The sequence below is a fragment of the Variovorax sp. efr-133-TYG-130 genome (assembly GCF_030208835.1).
Classification (GTDB): Bacteria; Pseudomonadota; Gammaproteobacteria; order Burkholderiales; family Burkholderiaceae_C; genus Variovorax.
Genome location: NZ_JARVTD010000007.1, coordinates 1 through 26,805, shown reverse-complemented (window position 1 = coordinate 26,805; position 26,805 = coordinate 1). Strand labels below are relative to the sequence as shown.

Here is a 26,805-nt window from a genome sequence, read left to right as displayed (position 1 = left end):
ATGAGCTTTATCATTCGCGTTTTCTTCGTCATTGCCGGAGCGATCGGGCTAGGTTTCGCTTTCTACAAACTCATCGGCCCTGTGAGCCACTGGTATGAGTCCAACTTGGCGAAGAGCGACGACGATCTGGGTCGCGCGTACATGGTCGCGCTCACCGTTCAGGTAGTAGCACTGTTTGCGGGAGGCTGGCTCGGCGAACTGGTGTTTCGCAGATGGCGCAGGAGGTGGTGCGAAGCATGACTCTGCCTGCCAGGATGCAACTGCTCGTTCGGTTGCTCTGCATCCTCGCGAGCGCGCTGGTGTTCAGCTTTCTTGTGACCAAGGCCGTACTGGCTCCCATCGGGCAGTGGTACGAATTGAACAAGGCCCAGGACTTCAACGACTTGTCCAAGGCTTATGTTCTCGCGCTTATCGCTCAGGCAATTCTTGTCGTCATTGGCGGCTGGCTCGGCGACCGACTGTTCTGCAGATGGCGACAGCGGCGGAAGCGGCTCGATCGCCGCTAGTGCTGCACCCCGTCGGCAGGCTGCAGATGCCACCGCCCCAGCAGCCGCGCCACAGCCCGCACCCGTTGCGTATCCCGCCCCCAGCGCCGGCTGGCCGGCAGCTTCTGCGCCCACTTCATGCGCCGTGCCGCGTTCGCGATGCGCTCGCGCACTTCCTCGCTCACGCCGGCCAGCGCCGCATGCCAGTGCTGGCCCGCGGCCTGCGGTGCGGCGGCCTCCAGCATCATGGCCGTCGAGTGCAGGTAGCTCAGCCAGTCGCGGGCCTGGCATTCCGCCAGCGTCATGACTTCGGCCGGGTCGTCCTCGAAGTCGATGTAGCCGATCACGCCATCGGGGCACTGCACGAGGTTGCGGTCGAAGGCCTGGCTCAGGTGCTGGCCGCGCACGTGCACGGCGGCGATGGCGGCCAGGCCCTCGCGCCATACCGCCAGCAGCGCGGCGGGGCCGGCGGCGGCGGCCTGGTCGAGCCGCTCCTGCAGCACCACGGTCGCGCGGCCGCTTTCGCCGAGGTCGGAGATCAGCAGGCCGTCCGCCTGCTGCGCCAGCACGGTCGGCACGCGCAGGCCCGCGGCCGCCAGCGTCTTCAGGCGCCGGGCCTCGGTTGCGATGGCCGCTTCGCCACCCGGGTTGGGCACCGGCTTGATGATGTCCAGCCGCGCCATGCGGGCCACGGCGGCCATCACGCGGTAGCCCCACTTGCCGTGACGGGGGCCGGCCTTCTTGAGCCACACGCGTTCGCTGCCGAAGCGGTGGCTGGCCACGTTCTTTTCCTGCCGGGGCAGGGTGACGCGCAGGAACTCCGCGTAGTCGCCAGGAGCCGGCGTGCGCGCAAGCGCGTCGAGGGGCGCGGGCGCCGAAGCTGCGCCCTTGCGCGATTGCAGGCGCGCGTTCGCGCCTCGTTTCAGTGGATTCATGCGGCCATTGCGAAGCCCGACACCAGCCCTTGCGGGCCCTGCGTCACGGGCTGGAAACTCTCTGCACTGGCCAGCGGCCAGTAGGTGCGGAAAACATTGTGCTGCGCGTCGAGCGGGCCGAGCAGGGCGCCCGGCTGCACCTGCATCACCAGGTTGCTCAACAGGCGCACTTCGGTGTCGGAAATGCGGCGCACGATGTGGTGCGCGGTGATCTGCTGCGGATGGTCGAGGCCCGCGGCCTGCACCAGTTCCTGCAGCGCATGCAGCGTGCTGCGGTGGAAGTTGCGCACGCGGTCGGCCTTGGTGGGCACCACCAGCGCCTGCTGGCGCAGCGGGTCCTGCGTGGTCACGCCGGTGGGGCAGTGGCCGGTGTGGCAGCTCTGCGCCTGGATGCAGCCCAGCGCCATCATGAAGCCGCGCGCCGCGTTGCACCAGTCGGCGCCCAGCGCCATCATGCGGGCCACGTCGAAGGCGGTGATCACCTTGGCGGCGCAGCCGATCTTGATGCGGTGGCGCAGGTTGACGCCCACCAGCGTGTTGTGCACCAGCAGCAGGCCTTCCTGCAGCGGCGCGCCCACGTGGTCGCTGAACTCGACCGGCGCCGCGCCGGTGCCGCCCTCGGCGCCGTCGACCACGATGAAGTCGGGCGTGATGCCGGTGGCCTGCATCGCCTTGACGATGCCGAACCACTCCCACGGATGGCCCAGGCAGAACTTGAAGCCGGTCGGCTTGCCGCCCGACAGTTCGCGCAGCCGGGCGACGAAATGCATCATTTCGGTCGGCGTGGAGAACGCGCTGTGCGAGGCGGGCGAAATGCAGTCCACGCCCACCGGCACGCCGCGCGCCGCCGCGATCTCGGGCGTGACCTTGGGCGCCGGCAGCACCCCGCCGTGCCCGGGCTTGGCGCCCTGGCTCAGCTTGATCTCGATCATCTTCACCTGCGGGTCGCGCGCGTTGGCGGTGAAGCGCTCTTCGCTGAAGGTGCCGTCGTCGTTGCGGCAGCCGAAGTAGCCCGAGCCGATTTCCCAGATCAGGTCGCCGCCGTGCACGCGGTGGTGCTGCGAGATGGAGCCTTCGCCGGTGTCGTGCGCGAAGCCGCCCATCTTGGCGCCCTGGTTGAGCGCGAGGATGGCGTTGGCCGACAGCGCGCCGAAGCTCATGGCCGATATGTTGAACACGCTGGCGCTGTAGGGCTGCGTGCAGACCTGCGCCGGATCGGCGTCGGCCGGCTGCGGCGTGCCGCCGATCACGATGCGGAAATCGTGGTTCGCGAGCTTGGTGGGCTGCATCGAGTGGTTGATCCACTCGTAGCCCGCGGCGGTCACGTCGAGCTGGGTGCCGAAGGGGCGGTTGTCGGGGTCGCCCTTGGCGCGCTGGTAGACCAGCGAGCGCTGGGCGCGCGAGAAGGGCGCGGCCTCCGAGTCGCTCTCGATGAAGTACTGCCGCATCTCGGGGCGGATGAACTCCAGCAGGAAGCGCAGGTGGCCGATGACCGGGTAGTTGCGCAGGATGGCGTGGCGCGTCTGCCGCAGGTCGTGTACGCCGGTACCGGAAAGTACCGCAAAGATGGCCACCCCGACCCAGGCAAGCCACAGATGCGGCGAAACCAGCACGAAGGCGAGGCACGCCACGAGACCGGCCACACACAGGGCGAAGGCGCTGTAGCGCGCCGGAAACGGAATGATCGTGGGCATAGAAATTAGTGTCGGCCGGAGCCTGCTGCATCATAGAGGGCTGTTTCCACCTTGCCATGACGACCATTCCCGACCCCACACCGGCCGCTTCGGCCACTCCCGCACCCCTCGGCCCCGACGATTTCGACGCGCTCGACCAGGCGCTCGACGCCATGCGCGAACACGACGAGGAAATTCCCCAGTGGGAGTTCTGCGAGGGCTTCATGGCCGCGCTGATCTGCACCCGCCGCCCCATCATGCCTTCCGAGTACTGGCCCGTGCTGCTGGGCGACAGCTTCTCGTCGGCCAAGCACATGGAGTTCGTCTGGAACTGGAAGCGCCGCTGGATCGAGATCGAGGAAGGCCTCGACGCCCCCGTCGAGACGCTCGACGACGAACGCAGCTGGCAGCCCGAGGTGCTCGACACCCGCGGCGCCATCGCCTCGCTGCCCGAGGAAGAGCGCGCCGAAGTCGCCGGCGAAGCCATTCCGTCGTTCGCCCAGGTGTGGGCGCTCGGCTTCATGTACGCGGTGGAGAACTGGCCCGAAGACTGGGCCGCGCCGCGCGACAAGGAAGCCGCGCAAATGCTGAACGACGCGCTCGACAACATCGTCGCGCTGACCGAGGACGACAACGCCAAGCCCACGGTTTCCATGTACAGCGAAGACGGCCCGCCCAGCGTGAGCCAGCAGCGCCTGGACGATTTCGGCGCCGCCATCTGGGCCGTCTACGACCTGCGCCAGCTCTGGAAGAGCCTGGGCCCGAAGGCCGAGACGATCCGCAAGGAAGCCACGCCGGGCCGCAACGACCCGTGCCCCTGCGGCAGCGGAAAAAAATACAAGAAGTGCCACGGTGAGTGACCGGGGCGTTTTCGAGGGGCGTTGTTCTTCGCGGCGCGATCACGCCGACGGGGTACCTTGCTCCGCGAATGTCTCCCGGCCTTCGGCCTCCTCCTTTATTTCGCTGCGTAAGGTACCCCGCCAGCGTGATCGTTGGACAGAGCACGCGTTGATCGAACGGCACAACGGCAGCGCTCGTTGTGCACAGGGCGCCGGGTGCTCCCCGCAGCGAAATAAAGGAGGAGCCGAAGGCGGGGGACATTCGCGGAGGGGAGTACCCGGCGCCCTGTGCATGCGCCCCGGACAAGAACTCCCTGAAAATTCCCGGACATGAGCTCGGTCCCCGCGCAGCGCTCCGCCGCAGAACCCCTGACCCCCCGCGCGGCATGGGTCATGGTCCTGGCGCTGTGTGCCGGGGTCGCGCTGAGCCAGGCGTTCCGCACGGTCGGCGCCATCATGGCGAGTCCGCTGCAAACCGACTTCAGGCTGTCGGCCCAGGCCCTCGGGATTTTCTCGGGGGCTTTTCATTTTGCGTTCGGCGCGATGCAGCTGTTCATGGGCATCGGCATCGACCTGCACGGCGTGCGGCGCACGGTGCTGGTGGCTTTTCCCATCGCCATCGCGGGCGCGCTGCTGTCGGCGGCGGCTTCTAGCTACCTGGTGCTGGTGGCCGGGCAGGCGCTGATCGGCGTGGGCTGCGCGCCGGCCTTCCTGGTGTGCACCGTGTTCATCGCGCGGCACTTTCCGGCGGCGCGCTTCGCCACCGTGTCGGGCATGGTGCTGGCCATCGGCGGGCTGGGCATGCTGGTGACCGGCACGCCGCTGGCCTGGCTGGTGCAGGCCTATTCATGGCGCGCGGGCTTCCTGGTGCTGGCCGTGGCGGCCGCGCTGGCCTGGCTCGCCATCTGGCACTGGGTGCACGAGCCCGCTTCGGCCGTGCCGCAGGTGAAGGAATCGGTGCCAGAGGCCATCCGCCAGTTCGGCGCGCTGTTCGCGATGCCGCACACGCTCGGCATCGTGGTGCTGGGCGCGGTCACGTACGCGGCCTTCATCTCGCTGCGCGGGTTGTGGCTCGGCCCGCTCATGATGGGGCGGCACGGCTATTCGCTGGTGGAGAGCGGCAACGTCGCGCTGGCGGTGTCGGTGATCTCGCTGGTCGGCGCACCACTGTTCGGGCGGCTCGACCGCGACGGCGCAGCACGGCGGCGCTGGATCGTGATCTGCGCGCTCGGCTATGCGGGGCTCTTCGCGCTCATCGCGGTGCTGCACTCGGCCTGGCTGGACATCGCGGGCATGTTGCTGATCGGCGTGCTCTCGGGCTTCATCGTCTGGCAGTACGCCGACGTGCGCGGTGCCTACCCCGCCGCGCTCACCGGCCGCGCGATGGCCGTGTTCACGATGGCGATGTTCCTCGGCGTGGCGCTCATGCAGTGGGGCACCGGCGTCGCCGCCTCGGTGGCGTCCGCGCACGGCGCCGACCCGCTGACGGCCGTGCTGGCGACCATCGCCACGCTGCTGGTGCTGGGCATCGCGGCCTTCGCGTGGCTGCCGGCGCCCAAGACATCCTCGGCCTGATCAGTGAACACCGCGGAACCGGCTTCGCCGGGGCGCAGGTGTCGCCCCCGGCAGGGGGTTGGAGAAGCGACACGAAGTGCGCGCCGCCTGGGGGCGAGCCCGGTTCAGATCTTGAATGCGCGCTGGATGTCCGGCCGCACCAGGTCGGCGTACTCGCGGTGCTTGCGGATGTAGCCCGCAATGAACTGGCACACCGGAATCACGTGCAGCCCCTTGGCGCGGGCCTCGTCGAGCACGTGCCTGGCGATGCCGGAGCCCACGCCCTTGCCTTCATGCTCGGGCAGCACTTCGGTGTGGGTGAACATGATGGCGTCGGTCAGCAGGTTGTATTCGGCATAGGCCGCGAGCTTGCCGTCGAGCGCGGCCTCGTAGCGGTGCTGCGCTTCGTTGTTGGTGAAGACGAGGGCGGTGGCGTTGTCGGTCATGGTTGGCGTGCGAGGTAGGTTGCGAGATTGGCGGCGGCGGTGGCGCGCACCTTCTTGCGCAGCATCGGCGTCCAGCCCAGCAGCAGGCCCGGCGCGCCGAGCGCCTGGCGCGACCAGGTCCAGAACGCAAAGCTGTCGTGGTGCGTGGCGATCAGGCCTTCGGGCGTGAAGGTGAAGCGCGCGTCGACGCTGTTGTCGACGATGCGCCCGGTGGCGCTGAAGCGGTAGTGCGCGTCCCAGTGGGCGCCGCCGGTGCGCTCGTCGGCCTGCACGTCGCGCCAGGTCAGGCGCCACACGTCGGCGCCCTTGGCCTGCGTGGCGCTCGCCAGCATGCGCCACATGCCGCCGACCTGGCGCCGCCCGCGCAGCGAGAAGGCCTCGTCGTCGAATTCGGCATCGGGCGCGTAGCAGGCCTCCATGGTCGGCGCGTCGAGCTTGGCGAATGCGCTGTAGAAGCGCTCGATGGTCTGGGCGTTGGTCACTGCGGTCATGGGCTCTGTCTCTCCTGGTGTGTCCGGTCGCGTCTTGTCCTATCGGGCCGAGAGCAGCTCGACCAGCGTCTGCAGCGCGTAGTGCACCGTGGCCGCGCGCACCGTGGCGCGGTCGCCGTCGAAGCGGCGGCGCTCGGTGCGCACCTGGCCGTCGACCGACCAGCCGAACCACACGGTGCCCACCGGCTTGTCGGGCGTGCCGCCGGTCGGGCCCGCCACGCCGGTCACCGCCAGCGCCACGCGCGAAGGTGCCGAGCGGGCGATGGCGCCCACGGCCATGGCGCGCGCCACGGGCTCGCTGACCGCGCCGTTGGCCGCGATCAGCGCCGCGTCCACGCCCAGGATCTCGGTCTTGGCTTCGTTCGAATACGTGATGAAGCCGCGCTCGAACCATGCGCTGGAGCCCGCGAGCTCGGTGCAGGCCGCGCCTATGAGCCCGCCCGTGCAGCTCTCGGCGGTGGCCAGCATCCAGCCCTTCTTCTGCAGCAGGCCGGCCACGGCCGCGACAAGCGCGGGCGTGTCGAGGTCCGCGAGCGTTGTCGTCGCCTCGGCGGTTGTTGTCGTCGTCGTCGTGGTCGAAGAAGAATCCATCGCTTTCACCATGTTCACCAGGCGCGCCACAGCGCAATGACCAGCAGCGTGCAGAAGGCCGCCACCAAGTCGTCGAGGATGATGCCGAAGCCCGCGTGCCACCAGCGCACCTGTGCCGCGTCGCGCTGCTTGAACAGCGCATCGGCCCAGGCCACCGGGCCGGGCTTGGCGGCGTCGAAATAGCGGAACAGCGCGAAGGCCACGGCCTGCGCCAGCAGCCCGGCCGGCGTCACCAGCCAGAGCACGATCCAGAAGGCGACGACCTCGTCCCACACCACGGCGCCGGGGTCGGCCACGTTCATGTCGCGCGCGGTGACGGTGCACGCCCACCAGCCCACCGGCAGCGACGCCAGGATGATCCAGCCGATGGTCGCGGGCGTGAACCACAACTGCATCACCGCGAAGGCCGCCCACGCCCACAGCGTTCCCACGGTGCCGGGCGCGAAGCGCGGCAGGCCCGAGCCGAAGCCCAGCGCGATGAAGTGCGCGGGGTGGGAGAGCATGAAGCGCAGCGTGGCGCGTCGCATGGAGGGCAGGGGCATGGCGCCGGACGGGGAGGCGTCGATGGGCGAAGTGGTGGAGGAGGAAGAAGAAGCAGCTTGCATCAGGGGCAGGAGTGTCGCGCATCTGCGGCACGGCCTGTCCGGCGGCTTGTGCGGCAGCCGTTTTATTTATCAAAGTAATAGCTTGTTTAATTGGTGCGTGCGGCCTACCATCCAGGCTTCTTCCAGTCCTCCGCATCCTTGTCATGTCTTCTTCTTCCGCGGCCCTGCGGCCCGCGCCCCCCACTGCCGGTTGGGGCGAACTCTTCAGCGGACGCAACGGCTGGCGCGCGCTCGCGCTGACCGGTGGTGTCGCGCTGCATGCCATCAACGTCCACATCGTGACCACCGTGCTGCCCTCGGTGGTGCGCGAGATCGGCGGGCTCGACTGGTACGCCTGGAGCACCACGCTCTTCGTGGTCGGCTCGATCCTGGGCGCCACGCTGTCGGTGCGGCTGCTGGCGGTGCTCGGCCCGCGCGGTGCATGCCTGGCGGCGCTGGCGGTGTTCAGTGCCGGCTCCATCGGCTGCGCGCTGGCGCCGGCCATGCCGTGGATGCTCGCGGGCCGCACGGTGCAGGGGCTCGGCGGCGGGCTGCTCGCGGCGCTGAGCTACGGGTTGATCCAACTGGTGTTCGAGCAGCGGCTGTGGCCGCGCGCGGTGGCGCTGGTGTCGGGCATGTGGGGCGTCGCCACGTTGTGCGGGCCGGCCGTGGGCGGGTTGTTCGCGCAGGCCGGGCACTGGCGCTGGGCCTTCTGGTTCCTGCTGCCGGTGGCGGCCGCGCAGGCGGTGCTGGTGTTGGTGCAGCTGCGGCCCTCGGCCGGCGTGACGCACACGCGGCCCGCCGCCATGCCGCGCGTGCCGGGCCCGCAGATCGGGCTGCTCGCCACCTCGGTGCTGGTGATCGCGGCCAGCGGCCTGGTGTCCGACCTGCTCTGGCAGGCCTTCGGCGTGCTGGTGGGCCTGGCCGTCGGCTTTGTTGCCACGCGCATCGACCGCGGCGCCGCGGTGCGGGTGCTGCCGAGCGGCGCCTACTCGATGCGCGCGCCGCTCGGCGCCATCTATGCGAGCGTGGCGCTGCTGCTGATCGGCACCACCACCGAGATCTTCGTGCCGTACTTCCTGCAGCTGCTGCACGGCCACACGCCGCTTGCGGCGGGCTACCTCACGGCGGCGATGGCCGGCGGCTGGAGCGTGGGCTCGCTGCTGTCCTCGGGCCGCAGCGGCGCCGGCGCCGACCGCATGCTGCGCGCCGGGCCGGTGATCTGCACCCTGGGGCTGGCGGCGCTGGCGTGGCTGCTGCCGTCGCCGGGCGTGTTCGGCGCGGGCGTGGAGACGCTGGTCGTCGCGCTTGCTTTGGCGGCCGTGGGGCTTGGCGTGGGCATCGGCTGGCCGCACCTGCTGACGCGCGTGATGTCGCTCGCGCCCAAGGGCGAGGAAGGCCTGGCCTCGGCCTCGATCACCACGGTGCAGCTCTACGGCATGGCCGTGGGCGCCGCGGTGGCGGGCCTGGTGGCGAATGCGGCGGGGCTCACCACCCCGGGCGGCGTGGAAGGCGCGCGCTCGGCGGCGGCCTGGCTGTTCGCGAGCTTCGCGTTCGCCCCGGCGCTGGCCGTATGGCTGGCCTGGCGCGCGGTTGCCGCCAGGCGCTAGATGAAATGATCGAAGGAGCCGAAGCGCTGCGGCACCGGCGCGCCGGCCGCATCGACGATGCGCAGCCCCGCGTCAGGCTCGACGCGGCCGATGCGCGACACGGGCGTCGCGCTGTCGAGGCCGGCCTGCTCGACCGCCGCGCGTGCTGAGGGCGGCGCGGTGAAGACCAGTTCGTAGTCGTCGCCGCCCGAGAGTGCGCAGCTGCGCAGGACGGCGGTGCCCAGGCCCGGCGCCTGGGCGGCGATCAGGCCGGTGGCCGCATCGGCGTCCAGCGTCGCGCCCACCTTGCTCGAAGCCAGGATGTGGCCCAGGTCGCCGATCAGCCCGTCGCTCACGTCCACCGCCGAGGACGCGATGCCGCGCAGCGCCTGCCCCAGCGCCACGCGCGGCGTGGGCTGCTCCATGCGCGCACGCGCCGACTCGAACGCCTCTGCCGGCAGCGACACCGTGCCGCGGAACACCTCGAGCGCCAGGCGCGCATCGCCCAGCGTGCCGCTGACCCAGATGTCGTCGCCCGCGCGCGCGCCGGAGCGCAGCAGCGCCGCGCCGGCCGGCACTTCGCCGAACACCGTGATGCAGATGTTGAGCGGGCCGCGCGTGGTGTCGCCGCCCACCAGTTCGCAGCCGTGCGCATCGGCCAGCGCGAACAGGCCGCGCGAGAAGCCTTCGAGCCAGGGCTCGTCGACGCCGGGCAGCGCCAGCGCCAGCGTGAAGGCCAGCGGCTTCGCGCCGCAGGCGGCAAGGTCGCTGAGGTTCACCGCCAGCGCCTTGTGGCCGAGCCGCGCCGGATCGACGGTCGAGAGAAAGTGCCGGCCCTCGACCAGCATGTCGGAAGACACCGCGAGCTGCATGCCCGCCGCGGGCGCGAGCAAGGCGCAGTCGTCGCCCACGCCCAGTGGTGAGCGCGTGGCGGGGCGCTTGAAGTAGCGTGTGATCAGGTCGAATTCACCCATGCGGCGAGCATAAGCGGTGCGCCGCGGGCGGCCTCAGGCTTCGCCCCGGAACCGCAGCGCCGCCTGCCGCACCACCTCCGCCAGCAGCCGTTCTTTTCCCTGCTTCTCGCGCAGCCACCGCGCGTCGTTGCGGTTGGCCTCCACGCTGGTGCGCAGTTCGCCCAGCGCCTGCGTGGCGTTGAGCGCCTCGCTGTGCCACTCGAGCTGCGTCATCGTCATCAGGATGTGGTCGCGCAGCGGCATGTGCTGGCCGCTGGCGGGGTCGACGTAGACCGCGTCCAGGCCGAAGCGGCAGGCCTGGAAGCGGTTGTAGGTGTAGACGAGATAGTCGTCCTCGGTCGGCTCGAAGGGCTGCTCCTGCAGGAACCAAGCGGCCAATGACTGCACGTAGCCCGCGAGCGCGGCGGCGCGCTCCACGGTGAGCGGCGTGTCGAAGACGCGGATCTCGATGGTGCCGAACTCGGGCTTGGGGCGGATGTCCCAGTAGAAGTCTTTCATGCTGCGCACGACGCCGGTGCGGGTCATGCGCTCGAAATACGCCTCGAACTCCTTCCAGCTCAGCGTGAAGGGCGCGCGGCCCGACAGCGGGAACGCGAACACCGAGTTCAGCCGCGCCGAGTCGAACTGCGTGTCCTGCCCCTGCACGAAGGGCGAAGACGCCGACAGCGCGATGAAGTGCGGGATGTAGCGCGACATGCGGTGCAGCATCAGGAGCGCCGCGTCGGCGTCGGGGCAGCCGATGTGCACGTGTTGGCCGAAGATGGTGAACTGCTTGCTCAGGTAGCCGTACAGCTCCGACAGCTCGCGAAAGCGCGGCTTGTCGTAGATGCGCCGCTCGTGCCACTGCTGGAAGGCATGCGTGCCGCCGCCCACCACAGCGATGTTGAGCTTGTCGGCATTGCGGATCAGCGCCTCGCGGATCGGCGAAAGCTGCGTGATCACGTCCTGCGCCGAATGGCAGATGTCGGTCGAGATCTCGATCATGCTCGAGGTCATCTCGGGCACCACGCTGCCGGGCAGCGGCGTCTGCGCCATCAGCCGCAGCATGTCCTCGGCGTACGGCGCGAGGTCGTAGTCGTGCGTGTTCACGAGCTGAAGTTCCAGCTCCACGCCCAGCGACAGCGCCTGCGACTTGTTGAAGGGCTCCAGCTTGACCATGCGGCTCGCCGGGTCCGCAGGCAGCGGGGCGGAGCGCACGTCGTCGCTGTCCGGATCCACGGGGGTGGCCGCGCTGCTGTTGTTGCTGATGCTGCTCATCGCTGCGTGTCCTCGGTGGTGCTGAAGGCCTGGGGCGCCCAGGGCACCGAACTCTCCCCGACCGCATGGATGGCCACTGTGGCGAGCACCGCGCCCACCACTTCCATCAGCAGGATCGAGGGCAGGGCCACCTGCGTGATCATGGTGCCCAGCAGGGGCGAGGCGGTGGCGAAATTGGAGGCGATGAGCAGCGCGATCGACGACAGCGGCGACATCGCGCAGCCGACCCAGAAGGCCTGCTTCCAGCTTGCGCCGCTTCCGGGGTTGGCGATGGCCACGCCTGCGATCTTGGTCAGCAGGCGCACGCCGATCACTGCCAGCACCACGCTGGCCACGGGCAGGGTCCAGTCGGCCTGCGCGGCGACGATGGACACCAGCACGAACATCAGCATGGTCAGCAGCGAGGCGGCCGTGCCAAGCTGGCGCTGCCAGGCCCAGGGCTTGGGGTTGAGCGTCTTGAGCAGCACGCCGCCGATCAGCGCCGCCAGCGGCGCCGAGCCGCCGATGTGCGCGGTGAGGGCAGCGCCCGCCGCGATGATCGCCAGCAGCAGGATCGACGTGTTCTCGCTGGTCGGGCTCATCACCCGCAGCGCCGAGCGCAGCGCCAGCGCCATGATGCCGCCCACCACGAACGACAGGCCCAGCACCACGGCCACCGGATAGAGCTGCTGCAGCACCGTTTGCGGCGCGCGCTCGATCAGCCCGGCCTGCGCATAGCCCAGCGCCAGCGCGTAGAAGGTGTTGAGCGTGGACAGCGTCATGGCGCGTTCGGTCACCGGGCCGGCGGCGCGGGTGTCGATGATCACGCGGCTGAGCACCGCCGGCGAGGCCACGATGGCCATCAGCGCGATCGGGTTGGCCACCGGCTCTGGCAGGCCCAGCAGCGTCAGGATCCAGTACACGCCGAAATAGGTGAGCGTGGCTTCGAGCAGGCTCTGCACCAGCACCATCGGGTTGTGCCGGAACCAGCGCAGCGGCAGCCGGCCACCGGCCTCGAACAGCACCACGGCCGCGCCCAGCTCCAGCAGGAAGAGGCTGATGCCGCGCAGCGGCCAGATCGCGCCTTCGAAGCCGGCGAAGCCGACCACCGCGCCCACCAGCGAATAGCCGATCACCTTGGGCAGGCCCAGGTAGCGCTGGACCAGGTGGCCGGAAGCCGCGGCCGCGGCCAGCAGCAGCGACCACAGCACGGTGGGAAGGCCGGCCGAGGGGCGCACCCATTCGGACCAGAAGCCCAGCAGGTCGTTGAGGAAGCTCGTCAGGTTCATGCAGGTAGGAAGAAGCTCACCGGCCGGCTGCGCCAGCGCGCCCAGATCGCGCGGCGGATGCGCGCGCGGTCATTCAGGCTCACGCTGTGCGCGCGCAGCGCCAGCCGGAAAGCGAAATAGAAACTCACGCTCACATTGAGCGCGCCGATCACGGGAATGGCCGCCACCGCCCACCACAGCGCGGGCTGCTGCAGCACCGCGGGGCCGGTGGACGCCGCGGCCGCGGCGATCTGCCCGGCCGACAGTGTCACGTGGCGCACATCCAGGCCGAGCCCGAAGAAACCCGCGAACGCGGGCAGCAGTCCGAGCATGAGTCCCAGCGAGATGTTGGAGGCGAAGCCTGAGATGTGCGTGCGCATGAAGTCGGCCCAGCGGCGAGCCCGTGCGGCACCCAGAAATGCGCCGATGCGGGGGTTGTAACGCATGGCGGAGTCGAGTCTGTGCAGGACAAAGGCGTTTTCTGTCCATCCGGCGATGATGCTGGCCGAAAACAGCAGGATGCCGGTGAATGCCGCATAAAGCGCGGTCGGGCCGGCCAGCGACAGCGAATTCAGCGTGGCCGCCGCATGCGCCGCGTCGAGCAGCGGCCGGCCGGTTGCCAGCTGGATCAGCAGCGCCACCGCCGCCATCGCGGGCACCACCACCAGCACGTTGCCCAGCACCGCCGCCACCTGGGAGCGCACCAGGTTGGCCACCTCGTCCACGAACCGGGCCACCGCGTCGTCCGACTTGATGTCGCGCAGCCGCGCCGCGAGCGCCGGCGCGGTCATCGCGGGCTGCTTGGTGGCCAGCGTCAGGTGCAGCAGCTGGATGGCGACGAAGCTCGCCGCGTACATGAGGCCCGCTGCCAGCCCGCTCCAGAAGGCCGAAAGGCCCAGCGCATAGATGCCGAACTTCAGCAGCACCGTGATGGAAGTGAGCGCGCCGCCGCCCGCGGCCTTCTTCACCATCTGCGCGTAGCTGGCGCGGTCGCGGGTGATGTAGTGCTCGCCGGTCTCGGCGCTGCGCTCGGTCACCTTGGCGGCCAGCATCGACGAGTTGGACGCGATCAGCGCGCGGATGCTGTTGCGCTCGCCGCCCGCCAGCACCAGCCGTCCGATCAGCCGCGCCACGCTGGGCGCGGGGCTGGGCGACATCAGGCAGTCGAGCAGCTCGCGGATGCGCAGCACGCGCTCGCGCAGCTGGCGCAGCCGGAACACCAGGCCCACCGAGATGCCGTTGTCCTCCAGGTGCGTGTAGACCGACGAGGTCACGGTGCGGCAGGCGTCGAGCCGGTCGCGGAAGACCACGAAGGCCGCCTGCAGCGCGGCCTCGTCGCGCGGCTGCGCGAACATCTGCTCGCGCAGGCCGTCGAGGTCGGCCATCAGCGCGTGGAACGGGCGGGCCGCGACGAGCTCGGGGCTCATGCGCAGCCGCAACTCGGGGGAGAAGCCGGTGGCCACCACCTGGCTGGCGCAGTAGGTCACGGCGTCCATCACCGTGTGGCGCCAGTGCGGGGCGCCGTCGTCGTCGATGGCCACGTTGGCCAGCAGCGCGCCGATGCGCGCGAGCTGCGTCTCGTCGAGCAGCGCGATCCAGCCGGCGTCGAACACGCCCGGCAGCACCATGCGGAACAGGTCCGACGCGTCGGTGGTCTCCGGCGTGCCGGGCAGGATCTTGCGGCGCAGCCGTTCGCCCAGCTCGCTGGCGAAGGCGGTGCGCGGCGCGAAGCCGTAGTCGGCCAGCAGCGTGGTCAGGTCGACCGACTGCGTGAACGCACGCCACCAGGCGCGCAGCCGCTCGCGCAGCTCCGGCCGCGCCTCGATGGCGTCGAGCAGCAGCTGGACGCGGCCCATGGCCGCCTGGGGCGAGGCGCGGTCGCCGCGCAGCCAGTCGAAGATGTTGATGAGCCAGATGTGGCGCTGCGCCACATCGGCCGTAGGGTCGAGGCCGGCAAGCAGCCCCTGCAAGTCGCGCGATGCGGCAGCCATGTCGGGGGGGCGGGGAGGGGAAAGAGGAGGCGCGCCGTGCCTAGTGCAATACGCGGGAGACGGGTGCGCCGCCGATGTCGGCTTCCAGCACGAACATGGGAATGGGAACGTCGAAGCGCTCGCCTTCCTCGGTCACCACGAAAAAGCTGCCGTGCATCGTGCCGCTGGGCGCCTGCAGGCGGCAGCCGCTGGTGTAACGGAAAGATTCGCCGGGCGCCAGAAGCGGCTGCTGGCCGATCACGCCGAGGCCCTTGACCTCCTGCGCATGGCCCGAGGCATCGTTGATCAGCCAGTGGCGCGCGATCAGCTGGGCGGCCACCGAACCGGTGTTCGTGACCGTCACCGTATAGGAAAAGGTGTAGATGTTGTCCTTGGCGGACGACTGGTCGGCCAGGAAGCGCGGTTCGACCTGTACGCTGAAGGGGCTGAGTGACATGGGGCGCATGGTAACGGAGGCCTTTGGTCGGACTTGCGCCGGCTGCGAGAATCAGGGGTATGAGCACCCCGTTCCGCATCGCGCCCTCCATCCTGTCCGCCGACTTCGCGCAACTCGGCAAAGAACTGACCGACGTGATCGCGGCCGGCGCCGACTGGATCCATTTCGACGTGATGGACAACCACTACGTGCCGAACCTGACCTTCGGCCCGATGATCTGCCAGGCGCTCAAGCCATACGCCAAGACCGCCGACGGCACCCCGGTGCCGATCGACGTGCACCTGATGATCCATCCGGTCGACGCGCTGGCCGCCTCCTTCGCGCAGGCTGGCGCCGACTACATCAGCTTCCACCCCGATGCGTCGCCGCACGTGCACCGCAGCATCCAGGCCATCAAGGCGGCCGGCTGCAAGGCCGGGCTGGTGTTCAACCCGGGGCTGGGCCTGGAAGCGCTCGATTGGGCCATCGACGACATCGACCTGATCCTCATCATGAGCGTGAACCCCGGCTTCGGCGGCCAGAGCTTCATCGACTCGGCGCTGCGCAAGATCGAGATGGCGCGCAAGCGCATCGAGCAGAGCGGCCGCGACATCCGCCTCGAGGTGGACGGTGGCATCAAGGTCGACAACATCGCGCGCGTGGCCTCCGCCGGCGCCGACACCTTCGTGGCCGGCAGCGCCATCTTCAACGCCAAGGACTACGGCGCCGTCATCGGCGACATGCGCAAGCAGCTGGCCGGCGTGGTCAGCGCTTGAGCTTCCCGTCCTTGTAGACGCGGTTGGCCTCCAGGCCGCGGTCGGTGTCGACCAGGCCGCGTTCCACGTCTTCATGGGCCTGGCGGCCCACTTCGGTCGGGCGGCCGTCCGGCGTCTGCTGGCTGTCGGACGACTGGTCGCGCTCGTGCGGCAGGCGCGGCGACGATTCGCCCTCCTGCGCCACCTTGGTCTTGCCGCCGTCCGCGTTCTTTTGGGGCGCGGCCGGCTGGGCCTTGCTGTTCTTGGTCATGTGGGGGGCTCCTTCGCTTCGATGAAGTACGAGCGTGGGCCGATGCCGCCGCCGGCCCGGTAGGACACGCAAGGCACCCCCTGTAGGCGAGCACGGGGGCGGGGTGCTATGGAATGAATAGCGCCTTTGCGCACAGGGAAAGCGCTCCGCAATAATTGCCGGATGTCCTCCGATCCATTCGACGGCGCAGCCACCGACAGCCTGCGCATCCATTCCTTCGCCTCGCTGAATCCCGGGCCCCGCCTGCTCGTGCTGGGCGGCGTGCATGGCGACGAAGTCTCCGGCACGCTGGGCATCGAGCGCATCCTGGCCGAATTCGAGGCCGGCACGCTGCGGCTGCTGCGCGGCGAACTCACCCTGGTGCCGGTGGCCAATCCGCTCGCGCGCCGGCGCCTGCAGCGCGAAGGCGAGCGCAACCTCAACCGCCTGTTCCGCCCCACCGAGGCCCCGGCCGACTACGAAGCCCGCGTGACCAACGTGCTGGCCCCGCTCATCGCGCGCCACGAGGTGTTGCTCGACCTGCATTCCTTCCAGAGCGAGGGCGAGGCGTTCGCCATGATCGGCCCGCGCGACAACACCGGCACGCTGGAGCCCTTTGCCCGCTCGTTCGAGGAAGGCCAGCTCGCGCTGCACATCGGCACGCCGATCGTGGTGGAAGGCTGGCTCGACATCTACGCCGCCGGTCTCGCGCAGCGCGCGGGCGGCACGCCGGCCGACGAAGCCGCGCTCGATTTCGGCCGCGGCACCAACGAATACATCCGCAGCCGCGGCGGCTACGGCGTCACGCTCGAATGCGGCCAGCACCTGGACCCGCAGGCGCCCGAGGTGGCCTGGCGCGCCATCCGCCGCACGCTCGCGCTGCTGGGCATGGCCGCGCTGCCGCAGGGGCTGTCGGCCGGGCCGGCGCAGCCGCCCAGGCTGCTGCGGCTGGCCGGCGTGACCGACCGCCTGCACGAGGACGACAGCTTCGTGCGCGACTGGGCCACCTTCGACGAAGTGGCCCGCGGCGAACCCATCGGCATGCGCCACGACGGTACGCTGCTCAGCGCACCCGAGGACGGCTTCATCGTGTTCCCCAACGCGCTCGCGCAGCCCGGCGCCGAGTGGTTCTACTTCGCGCGCCCCAGCGAGCGACAGCTGGGGCCTGTGGTCGGAGCGGCCGGCGCGGCCTGACGGCGGCTGGGGCCGCGCTCCTACATCGCCTGCGCACGCGGGCGGCGCACATTCCAATGCTGAAGGAGTGTGCCCATGCCCGTCTCGAAAAAAGCCCCCGCGCCGCGCGTCCTGTGGAAGGGCGCGATCAGCTTCGGCCTCGTCCACATTCCGGTCGCGCTGTATTCGGCCACCACCGACCACGGCATCGACTTCGACTGGCTCGACAAGCGCACCATGGACCCGGTCGGCTACAAGCGCATCAACAAGAAGACCGGCAAGGAAATCGCGCGCGAGCAGATCGTCAAGGGCATCGAGTACGAGGACGGCGAGTACGTGGTGCTCAGCGACAAGGAAATTTCCGACGCCTACCCCAAGACCACGCAGACCATCGAGATAGAGACCTTCGTGCCGGCCGACGGCATTCCCTTCGTCTACCTCGAGCGGCCCTATTACGTGGCACCGATCAACCGCGGCGCCAAGGTCTATGCGCTGCTGCGCGAGACCCTGCAGCGCAGCGGCCGCGTGGGCGTGGCGCGCGTCGTCATCCAGACCAAGCAGCACCTGGCCGTGCTGGTGCCCTCGGGCCCCGGGCTCGTGCTGAACCTGCTGCGCTGGGGCGCCGACATCCGTCCCTGGGCCGACCTGCCGCTGCCTTCCGAAGACGTGAAGAAAGCCGGCCTGAGCGAGCGTGAACTGAAGATGGCCAAGGAGCTGGTCGAGGACATGAGCACCGACTGGGACCCCGGCGAATTCAAGGACGAGTTCAAGGACGAGATCCTGCGGCTGGTCGACAAGAAGGTGAAGGCCGGCCAGACCAAGACGGTGACGCAGCCGGAGCCCGAGGAATCGCAGTCCAGCGAGGGACGCGGCGCGAAGATCATCGACCTGACCGAACTGCTGCAGCGCAGCCTGCGCGGCAAGGGCGCAAAGACGGCCAAGGCGGCAGCCGGCGAACAAGGCGATGAGGAAGGCGACGAGGAAGAAGACGCGCCGCCGCCCAAGGCCGCCGCGAAGAAGCGCAAGCCCGCCGCCAAGGCCGCGCGCAAGGCGCCGGCGCGCCACCGCCGCGCGGCCTGATCGACGAGGCACGCGGCCATGGGCACCACGGCATCGGCGGCGCGCAAGGCACTGGCGCGCTACCACGGCAAGCGCGACTTCTCGCGCACGCCCGAGCCCGAGGCCGGCGGCCAGGCGGGCAAGGGCGTGCTGTCCTTCGTGATCCAGAAGCACCACGCGAGCCACCTGCACTACGACTTCAGGCTGGAACTCGACGGCACGCTCAAGAGCTGGGCCGTGCCGAAGGGGCCATGCCTCGACCCGAGCGTGAAGCGCATGGCGGTGCACGTCGAGGACCATCCGATCTCCTACGCCGGATTCGAAGGCACCATTCCGCCGAAGCAGTACGGCGCGGGCAGCGTCATCGTCTGGGACCGCGGCGACTGGCTGCCCGAGGGCGACGCGCGCAAGTCGCTCGCGGCCGGCAAGCTCAAGTTCGAGCTGCGCGGCGAGAAGCTGCACGGCCACTGGACGCTGGTGCGCATGCACGGCAAGGGCGATGAGTCGCACGAGCCCTGGCTGCTCATCAAGGAACGCGACGCCGAGGCCCGCCCGCTCGCCGACTACGACGTGCTCGAAGCGCAGCCGGCGAGCGTGCTGAGCGGACGCGGCGTGGACGAGGTGGGGCAGCCGGCGAAGAAGGCACCGGCCAGGGCGCCTGCGAAGGCAAGCGCGAAGGCGGTGAAAAAGGCGGTGAAGAAGGCAGTGAAGAAGACAGCGCTTCCCGCCAGCCTCCAGCCCCAGCTCGCCACCCTTGCGTCGTCGCCGCCTGCATCGCGGGACGACTGGCTCTACGAGCTCAAGTTCGACGGTTACCGCCTGCTCGCGCGCATCGACAAGGGCAAGGTCCGCTGCTTCACCCGCAACGGCCACGACTGGACCGCCAAGCTGCCCGCGCTCGCCGCGGCGCTCGCGAAGCTGCCCACCGGCGCGGCATGGCTCGACGGCGAGATCACGGTGGAAGGCAAGAACGGCGCGCCCGACTTCCAGGCGCTGCAGAACGCCTTCGACAGCGGCGCGACGTCGGCCATCGTCTACTGGCTGTTCGACGCGCCGTTTCTCGACGGCGAGGACCTGCGCGACATGCCGGTCGAGGAACGCCGCGCGCGGCTTGCAAAGCTCGTCGGCAAGAAACCGCCCGCGCCGTTGCGCCTGAGCGAGGCCTTCGACGCGGCGCCGGGCGACCTGCTCGCGTCGTCCGCGCGCATCGGCTTCGAGGGCATCGTCGGCAAGCGCAAGGGCTCGCCTTACGTGTCGCGCCGTTCGCCCGACTGGATCAAGCTCAAGAACCAGCAGCGCCAGGAGTTCGTGATCGGCGGCTACACCGCGCCCAAGGGCTCGCGTGCCGGCTTCGGCGCCTTGCTGCTGGGCGTGCACGACGAGGCCACCGGCCGGCTGCGCTACTGCGGCAACGTCGGCACCGGCTTCGACGCGAAGCGCCTGGCCGACGTCAAGGCCCGGCTCGACAAGCTGGCGACCGAGGACTGCCCGTTCTCGCCGCAGCCGCGCGGCGTCAAGGCACAGTGGGTCAAGCCCACGCTCGTGGCCGAGGTCTCGTTCGGCGAGTGGACGCGCGAAGACCGCGTGCGGCACGCCGTGTTCCAGGGCCTGCGCGCCGACAAGCCCGCGCGCGATATCCGCCGCGAGCAACCGGAGGAAGGAAACATCACCCCCATGGCCCAGAAGATCACCCACGCCGACCGCGTGATCGACAAGCACAGCGGCATCACCAAGGGCCAGCTCGCGGCCTACTACGACAGCGTGGCCACGCTGATGCTGCCGCACCTGCGCGGACGGCCCGTGTCGCTGGTGCGCGCGCCCGAGGGCGTGGGCGGCGAGCTGTTCTTCCAGAAGCATCTGCAGAACAGCGAGATCCCCGGCGTGCGCCTGCTCGATCCCGCGCTCGACCCCGGCCACGAGCCGCTGCTGCAGATCGACACCAAGACCGGGCTGCTGGGCGCGGCGCAGATGAACGTGATCGAGCTGCACACCTGGAACGCCACCTCGCGCGCCATCGGCAAGCCCGACCGCATGACCTTCGACCTCGACCCCGGCGAAGGCGTCGCATGGCCGCAGATCCAGGAGGCGGCCATTCTGGTGCGCACCCTGCTGGACGAACTGGGCCTGCCTTCATTCCTCAAGACCAGCGGCGGCAAGGGCCTGCACGTGGTGGTGCCGCTGCGCCGGCAGTACGACTGGGACATGGTCAAGGGCTTCTCGCAGGCAGTGGTGGCGCACCTGGCCGAGACCATTCCGTCGCGCTTCGTGGCCAAGAGCGGGCCGCGCAACCGGGTGGGCAAGGTGTTCGTCGACTACCTGCGCAACGGCTTCGGCGCCACCACTGTGAGCGCGTGGTCGGCGCGCTCGCGGCCGGGGCTGGGCGTGTCAGTGCCGGTGGCGTGGGACGAGCTGCCCACGCTCACGGCTGCCGACCAGTGGAACGTCGGCAACGCGGCCGAACGCTTCGCTACCGGCAACAAGCCGTGGGCTGCGATGGAGCGCAGCCGCAAGGGCCTGGCCGCCGCGATGAAGCTGCTCGGCTACAGCGGCAGTTAAGGTGTTTCTCCCTCCCCTTCCGGGGGAGGCGCAAGACGAACACCTACTGCAGCACTTCTTCCGTCGTCACCTCGAAGCGCTGCAGCGTGTTCGCTCCGAACACCATCGTGATCGGAACGTCCGCCGCGTCGCGCCCGCGCGCGATCACGACGCGCCCGATGCGCGGCGTGTTGTGCCGCGCGTCGAAGGTGTGCCAGCGGTTGCCCAGGTACACCTCGAACCAGGCGCTGAAGTCCATCGGGTAGCGCACCGGCGGAATGCCGATGTCGCCCAGGTAGCCCGTCACGTAGCGCGCGGGAATGTTCATGCAGCGGCACAGCGTGATCGCCAGGTGCGCGAAGTCGCGGCACACGCCGGTGCGTTCGCGGTAGCCCTCCAGCGCGGTGCGGGTGGCGCGCGCGTTCTGGTAGTCGAAGCGCAGGTGCCGGTGCACGAAGTCGCAGATCGCCTGCACGCGCGCCCAGCCGGGCGTCACGCTCGAGAAGTTGGCCCATGCGAAAGCCAGCAGCTCGCTGTCGACCTCGCAGTAGCGGCTGGGCAGCACGAAGGGCAGCGTATCCACGGGGAGGTCGGCCGTCGCGTGCTCCACCGCGCCGAAGTCGACGGCATCGGGCCAGCCGGTGTCATACACCGTCGCGTGGTTGCGCAGCCGCACGCTGCTCACGCCCGGGGGCACGTGCACTCGCGCGCACTGGTTGCCGAAGCTGTCCGTGTAGTGGTCCGTCACCAGTGGCGGGCTGATGGTGATGTGCTCGCCGTCCTGCAAGTCGCCGGCGCGCGACGGATGCACCTGCAGCATGTAGATCAATGCCGTGGGGGCGGTGACGCCGAGCTCGATGTCGAAACCGATCCTGATCTGCATGAAGTTCTTTCTTCCCTGGAATGGCCCGGGCACTGATGACAAGCACGATGAGTGCCACGTGTTCCACATGCTATGCGACGGGGGCGGCACAGCCACGCATCCAGGACGCGCGACCCGGCGTAGGCCGCCGCCATGCGCTGTCGGCGCGCTCCTACCGCCTGCGCGCTTGTTCTCCCACAGAGGGGGGCGGGGGGCCACTACGGGTTACTTCGCTCACCAAACATAACCTTGCGAGCAACCTGCATTGTCTGTATGGCTGTACTAGTTCCTCGGAGGGAATCATGGAGTTTTCAACGCTGTTCGACTCGCTCACCGGTGCGTGGGGAGACGAGATTCTTGTGTGGGCCGTCGCCGCGGTGGCCGGTTGCATTTGCCTGATCGCGCTGGTGAACGTGCTCGACATGTTCCTGGACAACAACGAAATGGGCTGAGCGCCCTACCCATGAAAGATTCCAGCAAATCCCCGATGACGCCACAGAACAAGGCCGCTGCGGGCCGCCGCGCGAGCGCCGCCAAGGCGAGCGACGGCAGCAGCGCCAAGCAGCAGCAGCTCGAAGGCTTCACGGTCGAGCATCCGCCGACCCTGACCACCAACCAGGGCCTGCAGATTCCCGACAACCACAACTCGCTCAAGGCGGGTGTGCGCGGGCCCACGCTGCTCGAAGATTTCATCCTGCGCGAGAAGATCACGCACTTCGACCACGAGCGCATTCCCGAGCGCGTGGTGCATGCGCGCGGTTCCGCCGCGCACGGCTACTTCCAGGTGTACAAGTCGATGTCGCAGTTCACCTGCGCCGACTTCCTGCAGGACCCCGACCAGAAGACGCCCGTTTTCGTGCGCTTCTCGACCGTGGCCGGCTCGCGCGGATCCGCCGACACGGTGCGCGACGTGCGCGGCTTCGCCGTCAAGTTCTACACCCGCGAAGGCAACTACGACCTGGTGGGCAACAACATCCCGGTGTTCTTCATCCAGGACGCGATGAAGTTCCCCGACCTCATCCACGCCGTCAAGCCCGAGCCGCACCACGAGATGCCGCAGGCCGCGAGCGCGCACGACACCTTCTGGGACTTCGCCTCCCTCATGCCCGAGAGCACCCACATGCTGATGTGGGCCATGAGCGACCGCGCCATTCCGCGCAGCCTGCGCATGATGGAAGGCTTCGGTGTCCACACCTTCCGCTTCATCAACAGCCGCGGCGAGAGCCACTTCGTGAAGTTCCACTGGAAGCCCAAGCTCGGCATCCATGGCCTGGTGTGGGACGAGGCACAGAAGATCGCCGGCAAGGACGCCGACTTCCACCGCCGCGACCTGTGGGAAGCCATCGAGAACGGCGACTTCCCAGAATGGGAACTCGGCGTGCAGATGATTCCGCAGGACAAGGAACACTCGCTGGGCTTCGACCTGCTCGACCCTACCAAGCTCATTCCCGAAGAGATGGTGCCGGTGCAGAAGATCGGCCGGCTGGTGCTCAACCGCAACCCCGACAACTTCTTCGCCGAGACCGAGCAGGTGGCCTTCCACCCGGGCCACGTGGTGCCGGGCATCGACTTCAGCAACGATCCGCTGCTGCAGGGGCGCCTGTTCTCGTACACCGACACGCAGATCTCGCGCCTGGGCGGCGCCAACTTCCACGAACTGCCCATCAACAAGGCCGTGTGCCCGTTCCACAACATGCAGCGCGACGGCATGCACCGCCAGACCATTTCGCGCGGCCAGGTGGCCTACGAGCCCAACACGCTGGGCAGCGGCGCCGAGTTCCGCGTGGACGGCGGCAGCCACGGCTTCCAGTCGTTCCCCGAAGAAATCGATCCGCCGAAGGTGCGCCGCCGCAGCGCCTCCTTCGACGATCACTTCACGCAGGCGCGCCTGTTCTTCAACAGCCAGAGCGCGGCCGAGAAGGAACACATCATCGCGGCCTTCCGCTTCGAGCTGTCGAAGCTGGAGGTGCCGGCCATCCGCCAGCGGGTGGTCGACAACCTCGCGCACGTGGACGAGAAGCTCGCGCGCCGCGTGGCCGAGCCGCTGGGCATCGGCGAGCCCGACGCCAAGGCGGCGGCTGGCCGCGCGGGCTTTCGCGAACACCGCATGACGCTGCCCATCGAGGAGTCGCGCGCGCTCAGCATGGCCGACACCGGCGACGGCTCCATCCGCACGCGCAAGATCGCGATCCTGGTGGCGGACGGTGTCGACTCGGCTTCGCTCAAGCCGATCCGCGACGCGCTCGAGCAGGCCGGCGCGCAATGCAAGACGGTGGGCCCGAAGCTGGGCACCGTCGCCAGCGCGTCGAAGCGGCAGATCGATGTCGACATGACCTTCGCCAACACGCCGTCGGTGATGTTCGACGCCGTGCTGGTGCCAGCGGGCAGCGAGAGCGCCGCGGCCATGAGCGGCATCGGCGATGCGGTGCACTTCGTGCTCGAGGCCTACAAGCACTGCAAGGCGATCTGCACCGTGGGCGAGGGCGTGCGGCTGCTGTCCTCGCTGGGCATCGGCGCGGACGTGCCGCCGGCCGACGCACCGGCCGGCGTGGTGGTGGCGGCGACGCCCGTCACCAACATGGGCGACACGACTGCCGCGACGCAAGTGGCGAGCGACTTCATCGCCGCCATCGCGAAGCACCGGCACTGGGACCGGGCGAACATCGACGCCGTGCCCGCCTGAAGCGCGGCAGTCCTAGTTCGTTTGCGCTAGACCGTATTGCGAATAGGCGCGGCGGGTAGCCGCTCCTAGACTCCGCCCCGAGGCCTGAACGGCGCCCACTTCCGAGGCGCCGGCCGCCCGCTTGCAGCGGGTGCATGGGCCCGACGCGGGGGTCCAATGGCTTGGTTTTCCAGTTGGGGATGGGAGCGTCCCGCATGTGGCCGCGCGGGCCTGGCGGTGGCGCTGGGTCTTGCGGGCGTTCTTCTCGCCTCCGGCATCGGTTCCCCGGCGGCGGCTCAGCAGCAGCAACAGCAGCAACGCGCGCAGGCGCCGACCGGTGCCGAGGCCGCCGCCGACCGCATGGAGCAGGCCCGGCTCGCCGACACCGACACCCTGCTGGCCCTGACCAGCGAAGGCGCGGTGCTCTACGGGCAGGACAGCGTCAAGCTCTCCGGCTACCAGTACTGCAGCCAGGCCGTGGCACTGGCTGAGGCGGGAGAGTTCCGCCAGAGCGTGCGTGCCGCCAGCAAGGCGCTGCACCTGGCCAACGCCACCAACGACCCCAACCTGATGGCCATGGCCAACCGCGACCTGGCCATCGTCTACAGCTACTCCGGCCAGCTGGAGAAGGCCGAGGAATTCGCGCGCGAGGCGCTGCGCCATCAGGCGCGCGACCCCAAGCTGGTGGTGGGCCCGGTGCAGAAGGTGATCGGCGACGTGCGCACGCGCCGCGGCGACTTCTCCGGCGCGGTGCTCAGCTATGACGAGGCGCTGGCCAACAGCTCGCCGCGCTATGCGCCGCTGGTGCAGGCCTCGCTGGTCAATGCGCTGATCGAAGCGGGCGACACCGCGCGGGCGCGCGAGCTGATCGGCACCATGGCCCCGCCCAAGGACGCGCCGCTCACCGCGCAGCTCGACCGCACCCGCGCGCGCCTGCTGCTGGCCGAGAACAAGCCGGCCGAGGCGCGCGATGCCTACCGTGCGCTCACCGCGCGCCAGGTGGGCGCCGACACGGAGTACTACCGCCTCTGGGCCTGGGACGGCGTGGCGCGCAGCGAACTCGCGCTGGGCCAGAAGCAGGCGGCGGCCGAGGCCGTGGGCCGTGCGCTCGGCGACGTCGACAAGGTGCGCGCGAAGTTCCGCAGCGAAGAATTCAAGATGGGCCTGTTCTCGGACCTGCAGACGGTGTTCGAGCGCGGCGTGGCCGTGTACAGCGACGCGGGCGATGCGCGCCAGGCCTTCGAGGTGAGCGAGCACAGCCGTTCGCGCGCGCTGCTCGACGCGGTGCGCGGCCGCGCGAAGATCAACGAGCAGGCCGCCAACACCATCGACCTGCCGGCGCTGCAGGCCACGCTGGCGCCCGACGAGCGCGTGGTGCAGTTCCACTCGCTGCCCGACCGGCTGGTGGTGTGGGTGGTGAGCGCGAACAGCATCACCGAGAAGACCGTGGCGGTGAAGCGCGACGAACTCAACGAGCTGGTCGAGACCTTCCGCAACTCCATCGTGCGCGGCCGCCGCACTGCCATCACCAACGCCGACAAGCTGGGCGCCGCGCTGCTCGGGCCGCTGGGCCTGGCGCCGGGGCAGAGGCTGATCGTGGTGCCGCACGGGCCGCTGCACTACCTGCCGTTCCAGGCGCTGCGGCTGGACGGGCGCTACATCATCGAGACGCACCCCGTGGCCGTGGCGCCTTCGATCAGCATCGCGGTGCAGCTCGCGCAGCGCACCCCGCGCGTGAACGCGTCGCTCACCGCCTTCGGCAATCCGCGCATCGAGGACAAGTACGACCTGCCCGGCGCCGAAACGGAGGTGAAGCAGCTCGCGCAGCTTTTCCCGCGCAACACGGTGTACATGGGCGCCGCCGCCACCAAGACGCAGTTCCGCGACGTGGCCTCGCGCTCGCCGCTGATGCATGTGGCCGCGCATGCGGAGGCCGACGCGGTCGATCCGCTGTATTCGCGCATCCTGCTGGCCAACGAGGGCGGCAAGCAGAATTTCCTGGAGGCGCACGAGATCCTCGGCCTGCCGATGGACGGCACCGCGCTGGTCACGCTGTCGGCCTGCGAGTCGGGGTTGGGGCGCATCGCGCAGGGCGACGAGGTGCTGGGCTTCACGCGGTCGTTTCTCTCGGCCGGCAGCTCGAGCCTGATCGCGTCCCTGTGGCCGGTGTCCGACGACGCCACGGCGGTGCTCATGAGCACGCTCTATGGCGAGCTGGCCAGGGGCCGCGACATCCAGAAGGCGATGCAGGCGGGGCAGCTCGCCGTGCTGAAGGACCCCAAGATGTCCCATCCCTTCTTCTGGGCACCGTTCAACCTGATCGGCAACTGGCGTCTTACGGTGGGGGGGGCGACATGAAGCCTTGGTTCTTGTTCGATGTTCTTTGTTCGGGGCGCGCTCACGCCGACGGGGTGCCTTGCTCCGCGAATGTCCCCCGG

The 26,805-nt window shown here is 69.5% G+C and carries 25 protein-coding genes; 12 read left to right on the top strand and 13 right to left on the bottom strand.

The features are described from left to right. On the top strand, nucleotides 1-240 hold the full coding sequence (locus QRN67_RS08635; RefSeq protein WP_285411478.1) for a hypothetical protein: 240 nt from the start codon (nucleotides 1-3) through the stop codon (nucleotides 238-240). After that, nucleotides 237-506 (top strand): hypothetical protein, encoded by a 270-nt coding sequence (locus QRN67_RS08630; RefSeq protein ID WP_285411477.1) that lies wholly within the window; start codon nucleotides 237-239, stop codon nucleotides 504-506. The genes QRN67_RS08635 and QRN67_RS08630 overlap by 4 nt, the downstream gene beginning before the upstream one ends. Here QRN67_RS08630 and QRN67_RS08625 read toward each other — a convergent pair. Together QRN67_RS08625 and QRN67_RS08620 are read right to left on the bottom strand one after the other, a co-directional pair. After that, complete coding sequence (locus tag QRN67_RS08625) at nucleotides 503-1,420, bottom strand: BUD32 family EKC/KEOPS complex subunit (RefSeq protein ID WP_285411476.1); 918 nt, start codon at nucleotides 1,418-1,420, stop codon at nucleotides 503-505. The genes QRN67_RS08630 and QRN67_RS08625 overlap by 4 nt on opposite strands. Beyond that, complete coding sequence (locus tag QRN67_RS08620; protein ID WP_285411475.1) at nucleotides 1,417-3,114, bottom strand: FMN-binding glutamate synthase family protein; 1,698 nt, start codon at nucleotides 3,112-3,114, stop codon at nucleotides 1,417-1,419. The genes QRN67_RS08625 and QRN67_RS08620 overlap by 4 nt, the downstream gene beginning before the upstream one ends. A gap of 56 nt (nucleotides 3,115-3,170) precedes the next feature. Here QRN67_RS08620 and QRN67_RS08615 point away from each other — a divergent pair, with 56 nt between their 5' ends. Continuing rightward, complete coding sequence (locus QRN67_RS08615) at nucleotides 3,171-3,953, top strand: UPF0149 family protein (protein WP_081267833.1); 783 nt, start codon at nucleotides 3,171-3,173, stop codon at nucleotides 3,951-3,953. 372 nt (nucleotides 3,954-4,325) lie between these two features. Then, nucleotides 4,326-5,507, top strand: a complete 1,182-nt coding sequence (locus tag QRN67_RS08610) for an MFS transporter (protein WP_285411642.1) — start codon at nucleotides 4,326-4,328, stop codon at nucleotides 5,505-5,507. 104 nt (nucleotides 5,508-5,611) lie between these two features. Here QRN67_RS08610 and QRN67_RS08605 read toward each other — a convergent pair whose 3' ends face one another. Genes QRN67_RS08605 through QRN67_RS08590 form a run of 4 tightly spaced genes read right to left on the bottom strand, consistent with a single transcriptional unit; the run spans nucleotide 5,612 to nucleotide 7,619 of the window. Beyond that, nucleotides 5,612-5,932 (bottom strand): GNAT family N-acetyltransferase, encoded by a 321-nt coding sequence (locus tag QRN67_RS08605; RefSeq protein ID WP_081267834.1) that lies wholly within the window; start codon nucleotides 5,930-5,932, stop codon nucleotides 5,612-5,614. Next, nucleotides 5,929-6,423 carry a nuclear transport factor 2 family protein gene (locus QRN67_RS08600; protein ID WP_081267835.1) on the bottom strand — a complete coding sequence of 165 codons (495 nt, stop codon included), beginning with the start codon at nucleotides 6,421-6,423 and terminating at the stop codon, nucleotides 5,929-5,931. The genes QRN67_RS08605 and QRN67_RS08600 overlap by 4 nt, the downstream gene beginning before the upstream one ends. 39 nt (nucleotides 6,424-6,462) lie before the next feature. Then, nucleotides 6,463-7,014 (bottom strand): CinA family protein, encoded by a 552-nt coding sequence (locus QRN67_RS08595; protein ID WP_285411474.1) that lies wholly within the window; start codon nucleotides 7,012-7,014, stop codon nucleotides 6,463-6,465. Between the two features lie 14 nt (nucleotides 7,015-7,028). Then, nucleotides 7,029-7,619: a phosphatidylglycerophosphatase A family protein gene (locus QRN67_RS08590; protein WP_493204372.1), complete on the bottom strand. Its 591-nt coding sequence runs from the start codon at nucleotides 7,617-7,619 to the stop codon at nucleotides 7,029-7,031. Nucleotides 7,620-7,762: 143 nt separating this feature from the next. Here QRN67_RS08590 and QRN67_RS08585 point away from each other — a divergent pair, with 143 nt between their 5' ends. Beyond that, entirely contained in the window at nucleotides 7,763-9,208 is a 1,446-nt protein-coding gene (locus QRN67_RS08585) for an MFS transporter (protein WP_285411473.1), read from the top strand. Here QRN67_RS08585 and thiL read toward each other — a convergent pair. The 5 genes from thiL to apaG form a co-directional block, all read right to left on the bottom strand. Then, complete coding sequence (thiL, locus tag QRN67_RS08580; protein ID WP_285411472.1) at nucleotides 9,205-10,161, bottom strand: thiamine-phosphate kinase; 957 nt, start codon at nucleotides 10,159-10,161, stop codon at nucleotides 9,205-9,207. The genes QRN67_RS08585 and thiL overlap by 4 nt on opposite strands. A gap of 33 nt (nucleotides 10,162-10,194) precedes the next feature. Further along, on the bottom strand, nucleotides 10,195-11,319 hold the full coding sequence (locus QRN67_RS08575; protein ID WP_159053750.1) for a YbdK family carboxylate-amine ligase: 1,125 nt from the start codon (nucleotides 11,317-11,319) through the stop codon (nucleotides 10,195-10,197). A gap of 95 nt (nucleotides 11,320-11,414) precedes the next feature. Beyond that, nucleotides 11,415-12,686 carry a cation:proton antiporter gene (locus QRN67_RS08570; RefSeq protein WP_081267840.1) on the bottom strand — a complete coding sequence of 424 codons (1,272 nt, stop codon included), beginning with the start codon at nucleotides 12,684-12,686 and terminating at the stop codon, nucleotides 11,415-11,417. Then, nucleotides 12,683-14,656 carry a transporter-like protein TlpB gene (tlpB, locus tag QRN67_RS08565; RefSeq protein WP_285411471.1) on the bottom strand — a complete coding sequence of 658 codons (1,974 nt, stop codon included), beginning with the start codon at nucleotides 14,654-14,656 and terminating at the stop codon, nucleotides 12,683-12,685. Before tlpB ends, QRN67_RS08570 begins: the two co-directional genes overlap by 4 nt. Nucleotides 14,657-14,696: 40 nt before the next feature. Further along, nucleotides 14,697-15,092: a Co2+/Mg2+ efflux facilitator ApaG/CorD gene (gene apaG, locus QRN67_RS08560; protein ID WP_081267842.1), complete on the bottom strand. Its 396-nt coding sequence runs from the start codon at nucleotides 15,090-15,092 to the stop codon at nucleotides 14,697-14,699. Between the two features lie 59 nt (nucleotides 15,093-15,151). On the opposite strand from apaG, the gene rpe reads away from it, so the two are divergent. Continuing rightward, complete coding sequence (gene rpe, locus QRN67_RS08555; protein ID WP_285411470.1) at nucleotides 15,152-15,847, top strand: ribulose-phosphate 3-epimerase; 696 nt, start codon at nucleotides 15,152-15,154, stop codon at nucleotides 15,845-15,847. Here the strand turns inward: rpe and QRN67_RS08550 are convergent. Next, nucleotides 15,837-16,097, bottom strand: coding sequence for a hypothetical protein (locus tag QRN67_RS08550; protein WP_081267844.1), 261 nt, complete (start codon nucleotides 16,095-16,097; stop codon nucleotides 15,837-15,839). The genes rpe and QRN67_RS08550 overlap by 11 nt on opposite strands. Nucleotides 16,098-16,259: 162 nt before the next feature. On the opposite strand from QRN67_RS08550, the gene QRN67_RS08545 reads away from it, so the two are divergent. The 3 genes from QRN67_RS08545 (at nucleotide 16,260) to ligD (ending at nucleotide 20,864) form a co-directional block, all read left to right on the top strand. Beyond that, entirely contained in the window at nucleotides 16,260-17,270 is a 1,011-nt protein-coding gene (locus tag QRN67_RS08545; protein WP_285411469.1) for a succinylglutamate desuccinylase/aspartoacylase family protein, read from the top strand. Nucleotides 17,271-17,345: 75 nt separating this feature from the next. Continuing rightward, on the top strand, nucleotides 17,346-18,329 hold the full coding sequence (gene ku / locus QRN67_RS08540; protein ID WP_285411468.1) for a non-homologous end joining protein Ku: 984 nt from the start codon (nucleotides 17,346-17,348) through the stop codon (nucleotides 18,327-18,329). A gap of 18 nt (nucleotides 18,330-18,347) precedes the next feature. Continuing rightward, nucleotides 18,348-20,864: a DNA ligase D gene (ligD, locus tag QRN67_RS08535; protein WP_285411467.1), complete on the top strand. Its 2,517-nt coding sequence runs from the start codon at nucleotides 18,348-18,350 to the stop codon at nucleotides 20,862-20,864. A gap of 43 nt (nucleotides 20,865-20,907) precedes the next feature. Here the strand turns inward: ligD and QRN67_RS08530 are convergent, their stop codons facing one another. Next, nucleotides 20,908-21,726 carry a transglutaminase-like domain-containing protein gene (locus QRN67_RS08530; RefSeq protein WP_285411466.1) on the bottom strand — a complete coding sequence of 273 codons (819 nt, stop codon included), beginning with the start codon at nucleotides 21,724-21,726 and terminating at the stop codon, nucleotides 20,908-20,910. 281 nt (nucleotides 21,727-22,007) lie between these two features. Here QRN67_RS08530 and QRN67_RS08525 point away from each other — a divergent pair, with 281 nt between their 5' ends. The 3 genes from QRN67_RS08525 to QRN67_RS08515 all read left to right on the top strand — a co-directional run bounded on the left by QRN67_RS08525 (nucleotide 22,008) and on the right by QRN67_RS08515 (nucleotide 26,725). After that, nucleotides 22,008-22,157, top strand: coding sequence for a hypothetical protein (locus QRN67_RS08525; protein ID WP_172839840.1), 150 nt, complete (start codon nucleotides 22,008-22,010; stop codon nucleotides 22,155-22,157). Between the two features lie 35 nt (nucleotides 22,158-22,192). Further along, complete coding sequence (katE, locus tag QRN67_RS08520) at nucleotides 22,193-24,388, top strand: catalase HPII (protein WP_234382127.1); 2,196 nt, start codon at nucleotides 22,193-22,195, stop codon at nucleotides 24,386-24,388. 156 nt (nucleotides 24,389-24,544) lie between these two features. Continuing rightward, nucleotides 24,545-26,725: a CHAT domain-containing protein gene (locus tag QRN67_RS08515; RefSeq protein WP_285411465.1), complete on the top strand. Its 2,181-nt coding sequence runs from the start codon at nucleotides 24,545-24,547 to the stop codon at nucleotides 26,723-26,725. The last annotated feature ends 80 nt before the right edge of the window (nucleotides 26,726-26,805 follow it).

Bases quoted from the DNA above. Each gene is read 5' to 3' on its own strand.
- QRN67_RS08545 (WP_285411469.1), top strand. From the start codon at position 16,260: ATGTCCTCCGATCCATTCGACGGCGCAGCCACCGACAGCCTGCGCATC.
- tlpB (WP_285411471.1), bottom strand. From the start codon at position 14,656: ATGGCTGCCGCATCGCGCGACTTGCAGGGGCTGCTTGCCGGCCTCGAC.
- QRN67_RS08625 (WP_285411476.1), bottom strand. From the start codon at position 1,420: ATGAATCCACTGAAACGAGGCGCGAACGCGCGCCTGCAATCGCGCAAG.
- QRN67_RS08575 (WP_159053750.1), bottom strand. From the start codon at position 11,319: ATGGTCAAGCTGGAGCCCTTCAACAAGTCGCAGGCGCTGTCGCTGGGC.
- QRN67_RS08620 (WP_285411475.1), bottom strand. From the start codon at position 3,114: ATGCCCACGATCATTCCGTTTCCGGCGCGCTACAGCGCCTTCGCCCTG.
- QRN67_RS08630 (WP_285411477.1), top strand. From the start codon at position 237: ATGACTCTGCCTGCCAGGATGCAACTGCTCGTTCGGTTGCTCTGCATC.
- apaG (WP_081267842.1), bottom strand. From the start codon at position 15,092: ATGTCACTCAGCCCCTTCAGCGTACAGGTCGAACCGCGCTTCCTGGCC.
- QRN67_RS08600 (WP_081267835.1), bottom strand. From the start codon at position 6,423: ATGACCGCAGTGACCAACGCCCAGACCATCGAGCGCTTCTACAGCGCA.
- QRN67_RS08570 (WP_081267840.1), bottom strand. From the start codon at position 12,686: ATGAACCTGACGAGCTTCCTCAACGACCTGCTGGGCTTCTGGTCCGAA.
- QRN67_RS08610 (WP_285411642.1), top strand. From the start codon at position 4,326: ATGGTCCTGGCGCTGTGTGCCGGGGTCGCGCTGAGCCAGGCGTTCCGC.
- ligD (WP_285411467.1), top strand. From the start codon at position 18,348: ATGGGCACCACGGCATCGGCGGCGCGCAAGGCACTGGCGCGCTACCAC.
- QRN67_RS08615 (WP_081267833.1), top strand. From the start codon at position 3,171: ATGACGACCATTCCCGACCCCACACCGGCCGCTTCGGCCACTCCCGCA.
- QRN67_RS08525 (WP_172839840.1), top strand. From the start codon at position 22,008: ATGGAGTTTTCAACGCTGTTCGACTCGCTCACCGGTGCGTGGGGAGAC.
- rpe (WP_285411470.1), top strand. From the start codon at position 15,152: ATGAGCACCCCGTTCCGCATCGCGCCCTCCATCCTGTCCGCCGACTTC.
- thiL (WP_285411472.1), bottom strand. From the start codon at position 10,161: ATGGGTGAATTCGACCTGATCACACGCTACTTCAAGCGCCCCGCCACG.
- QRN67_RS08635 (WP_285411478.1), top strand. From the start codon at position 1: ATGAGCTTTATCATTCGCGTTTTCTTCGTCATTGCCGGAGCGATCGGG.
- katE (WP_234382127.1), top strand. From the start codon at position 22,193: ATGACGCCACAGAACAAGGCCGCTGCGGGCCGCCGCGCGAGCGCCGCC.
- QRN67_RS08550 (WP_081267844.1), bottom strand. From the start codon at position 16,097: ATGACCAAGAACAGCAAGGCCCAGCCGGCCGCGCCCCAAAAGAACGCG.
- QRN67_RS08590 (WP_493204372.1), bottom strand. From the start codon at position 7,619: ATGCAAGCTGCTTCTTCTTCCTCCTCCACCACTTCGCCCATCGACGCC.
- QRN67_RS08530 (WP_285411466.1), bottom strand. From the start codon at position 21,726: ATGCAGATCAGGATCGGTTTCGACATCGAGCTCGGCGTCACCGCCCCC.
- QRN67_RS08585 (WP_285411473.1), top strand. From the start codon at position 7,763: ATGTCTTCTTCTTCCGCGGCCCTGCGGCCCGCGCCCCCCACTGCCGGT.
- QRN67_RS08605 (WP_081267834.1), bottom strand. From the start codon at position 5,932: ATGACCGACAACGCCACCGCCCTCGTCTTCACCAACAACGAAGCGCAG.
- QRN67_RS08515 (WP_285411465.1), top strand. From the start codon at position 24,545: ATGGCTTGGTTTTCCAGTTGGGGATGGGAGCGTCCCGCATGTGGCCGC.
- QRN67_RS08595 (WP_285411474.1), bottom strand. From the start codon at position 7,014: ATGGATTCTTCTTCGACCACGACGACGACGACAACAACCGCCGAGGCG.
- ku (WP_285411468.1), top strand. From the start codon at position 17,346: ATGCCCGTCTCGAAAAAAGCCCCCGCGCCGCGCGTCCTGTGGAAGGGC.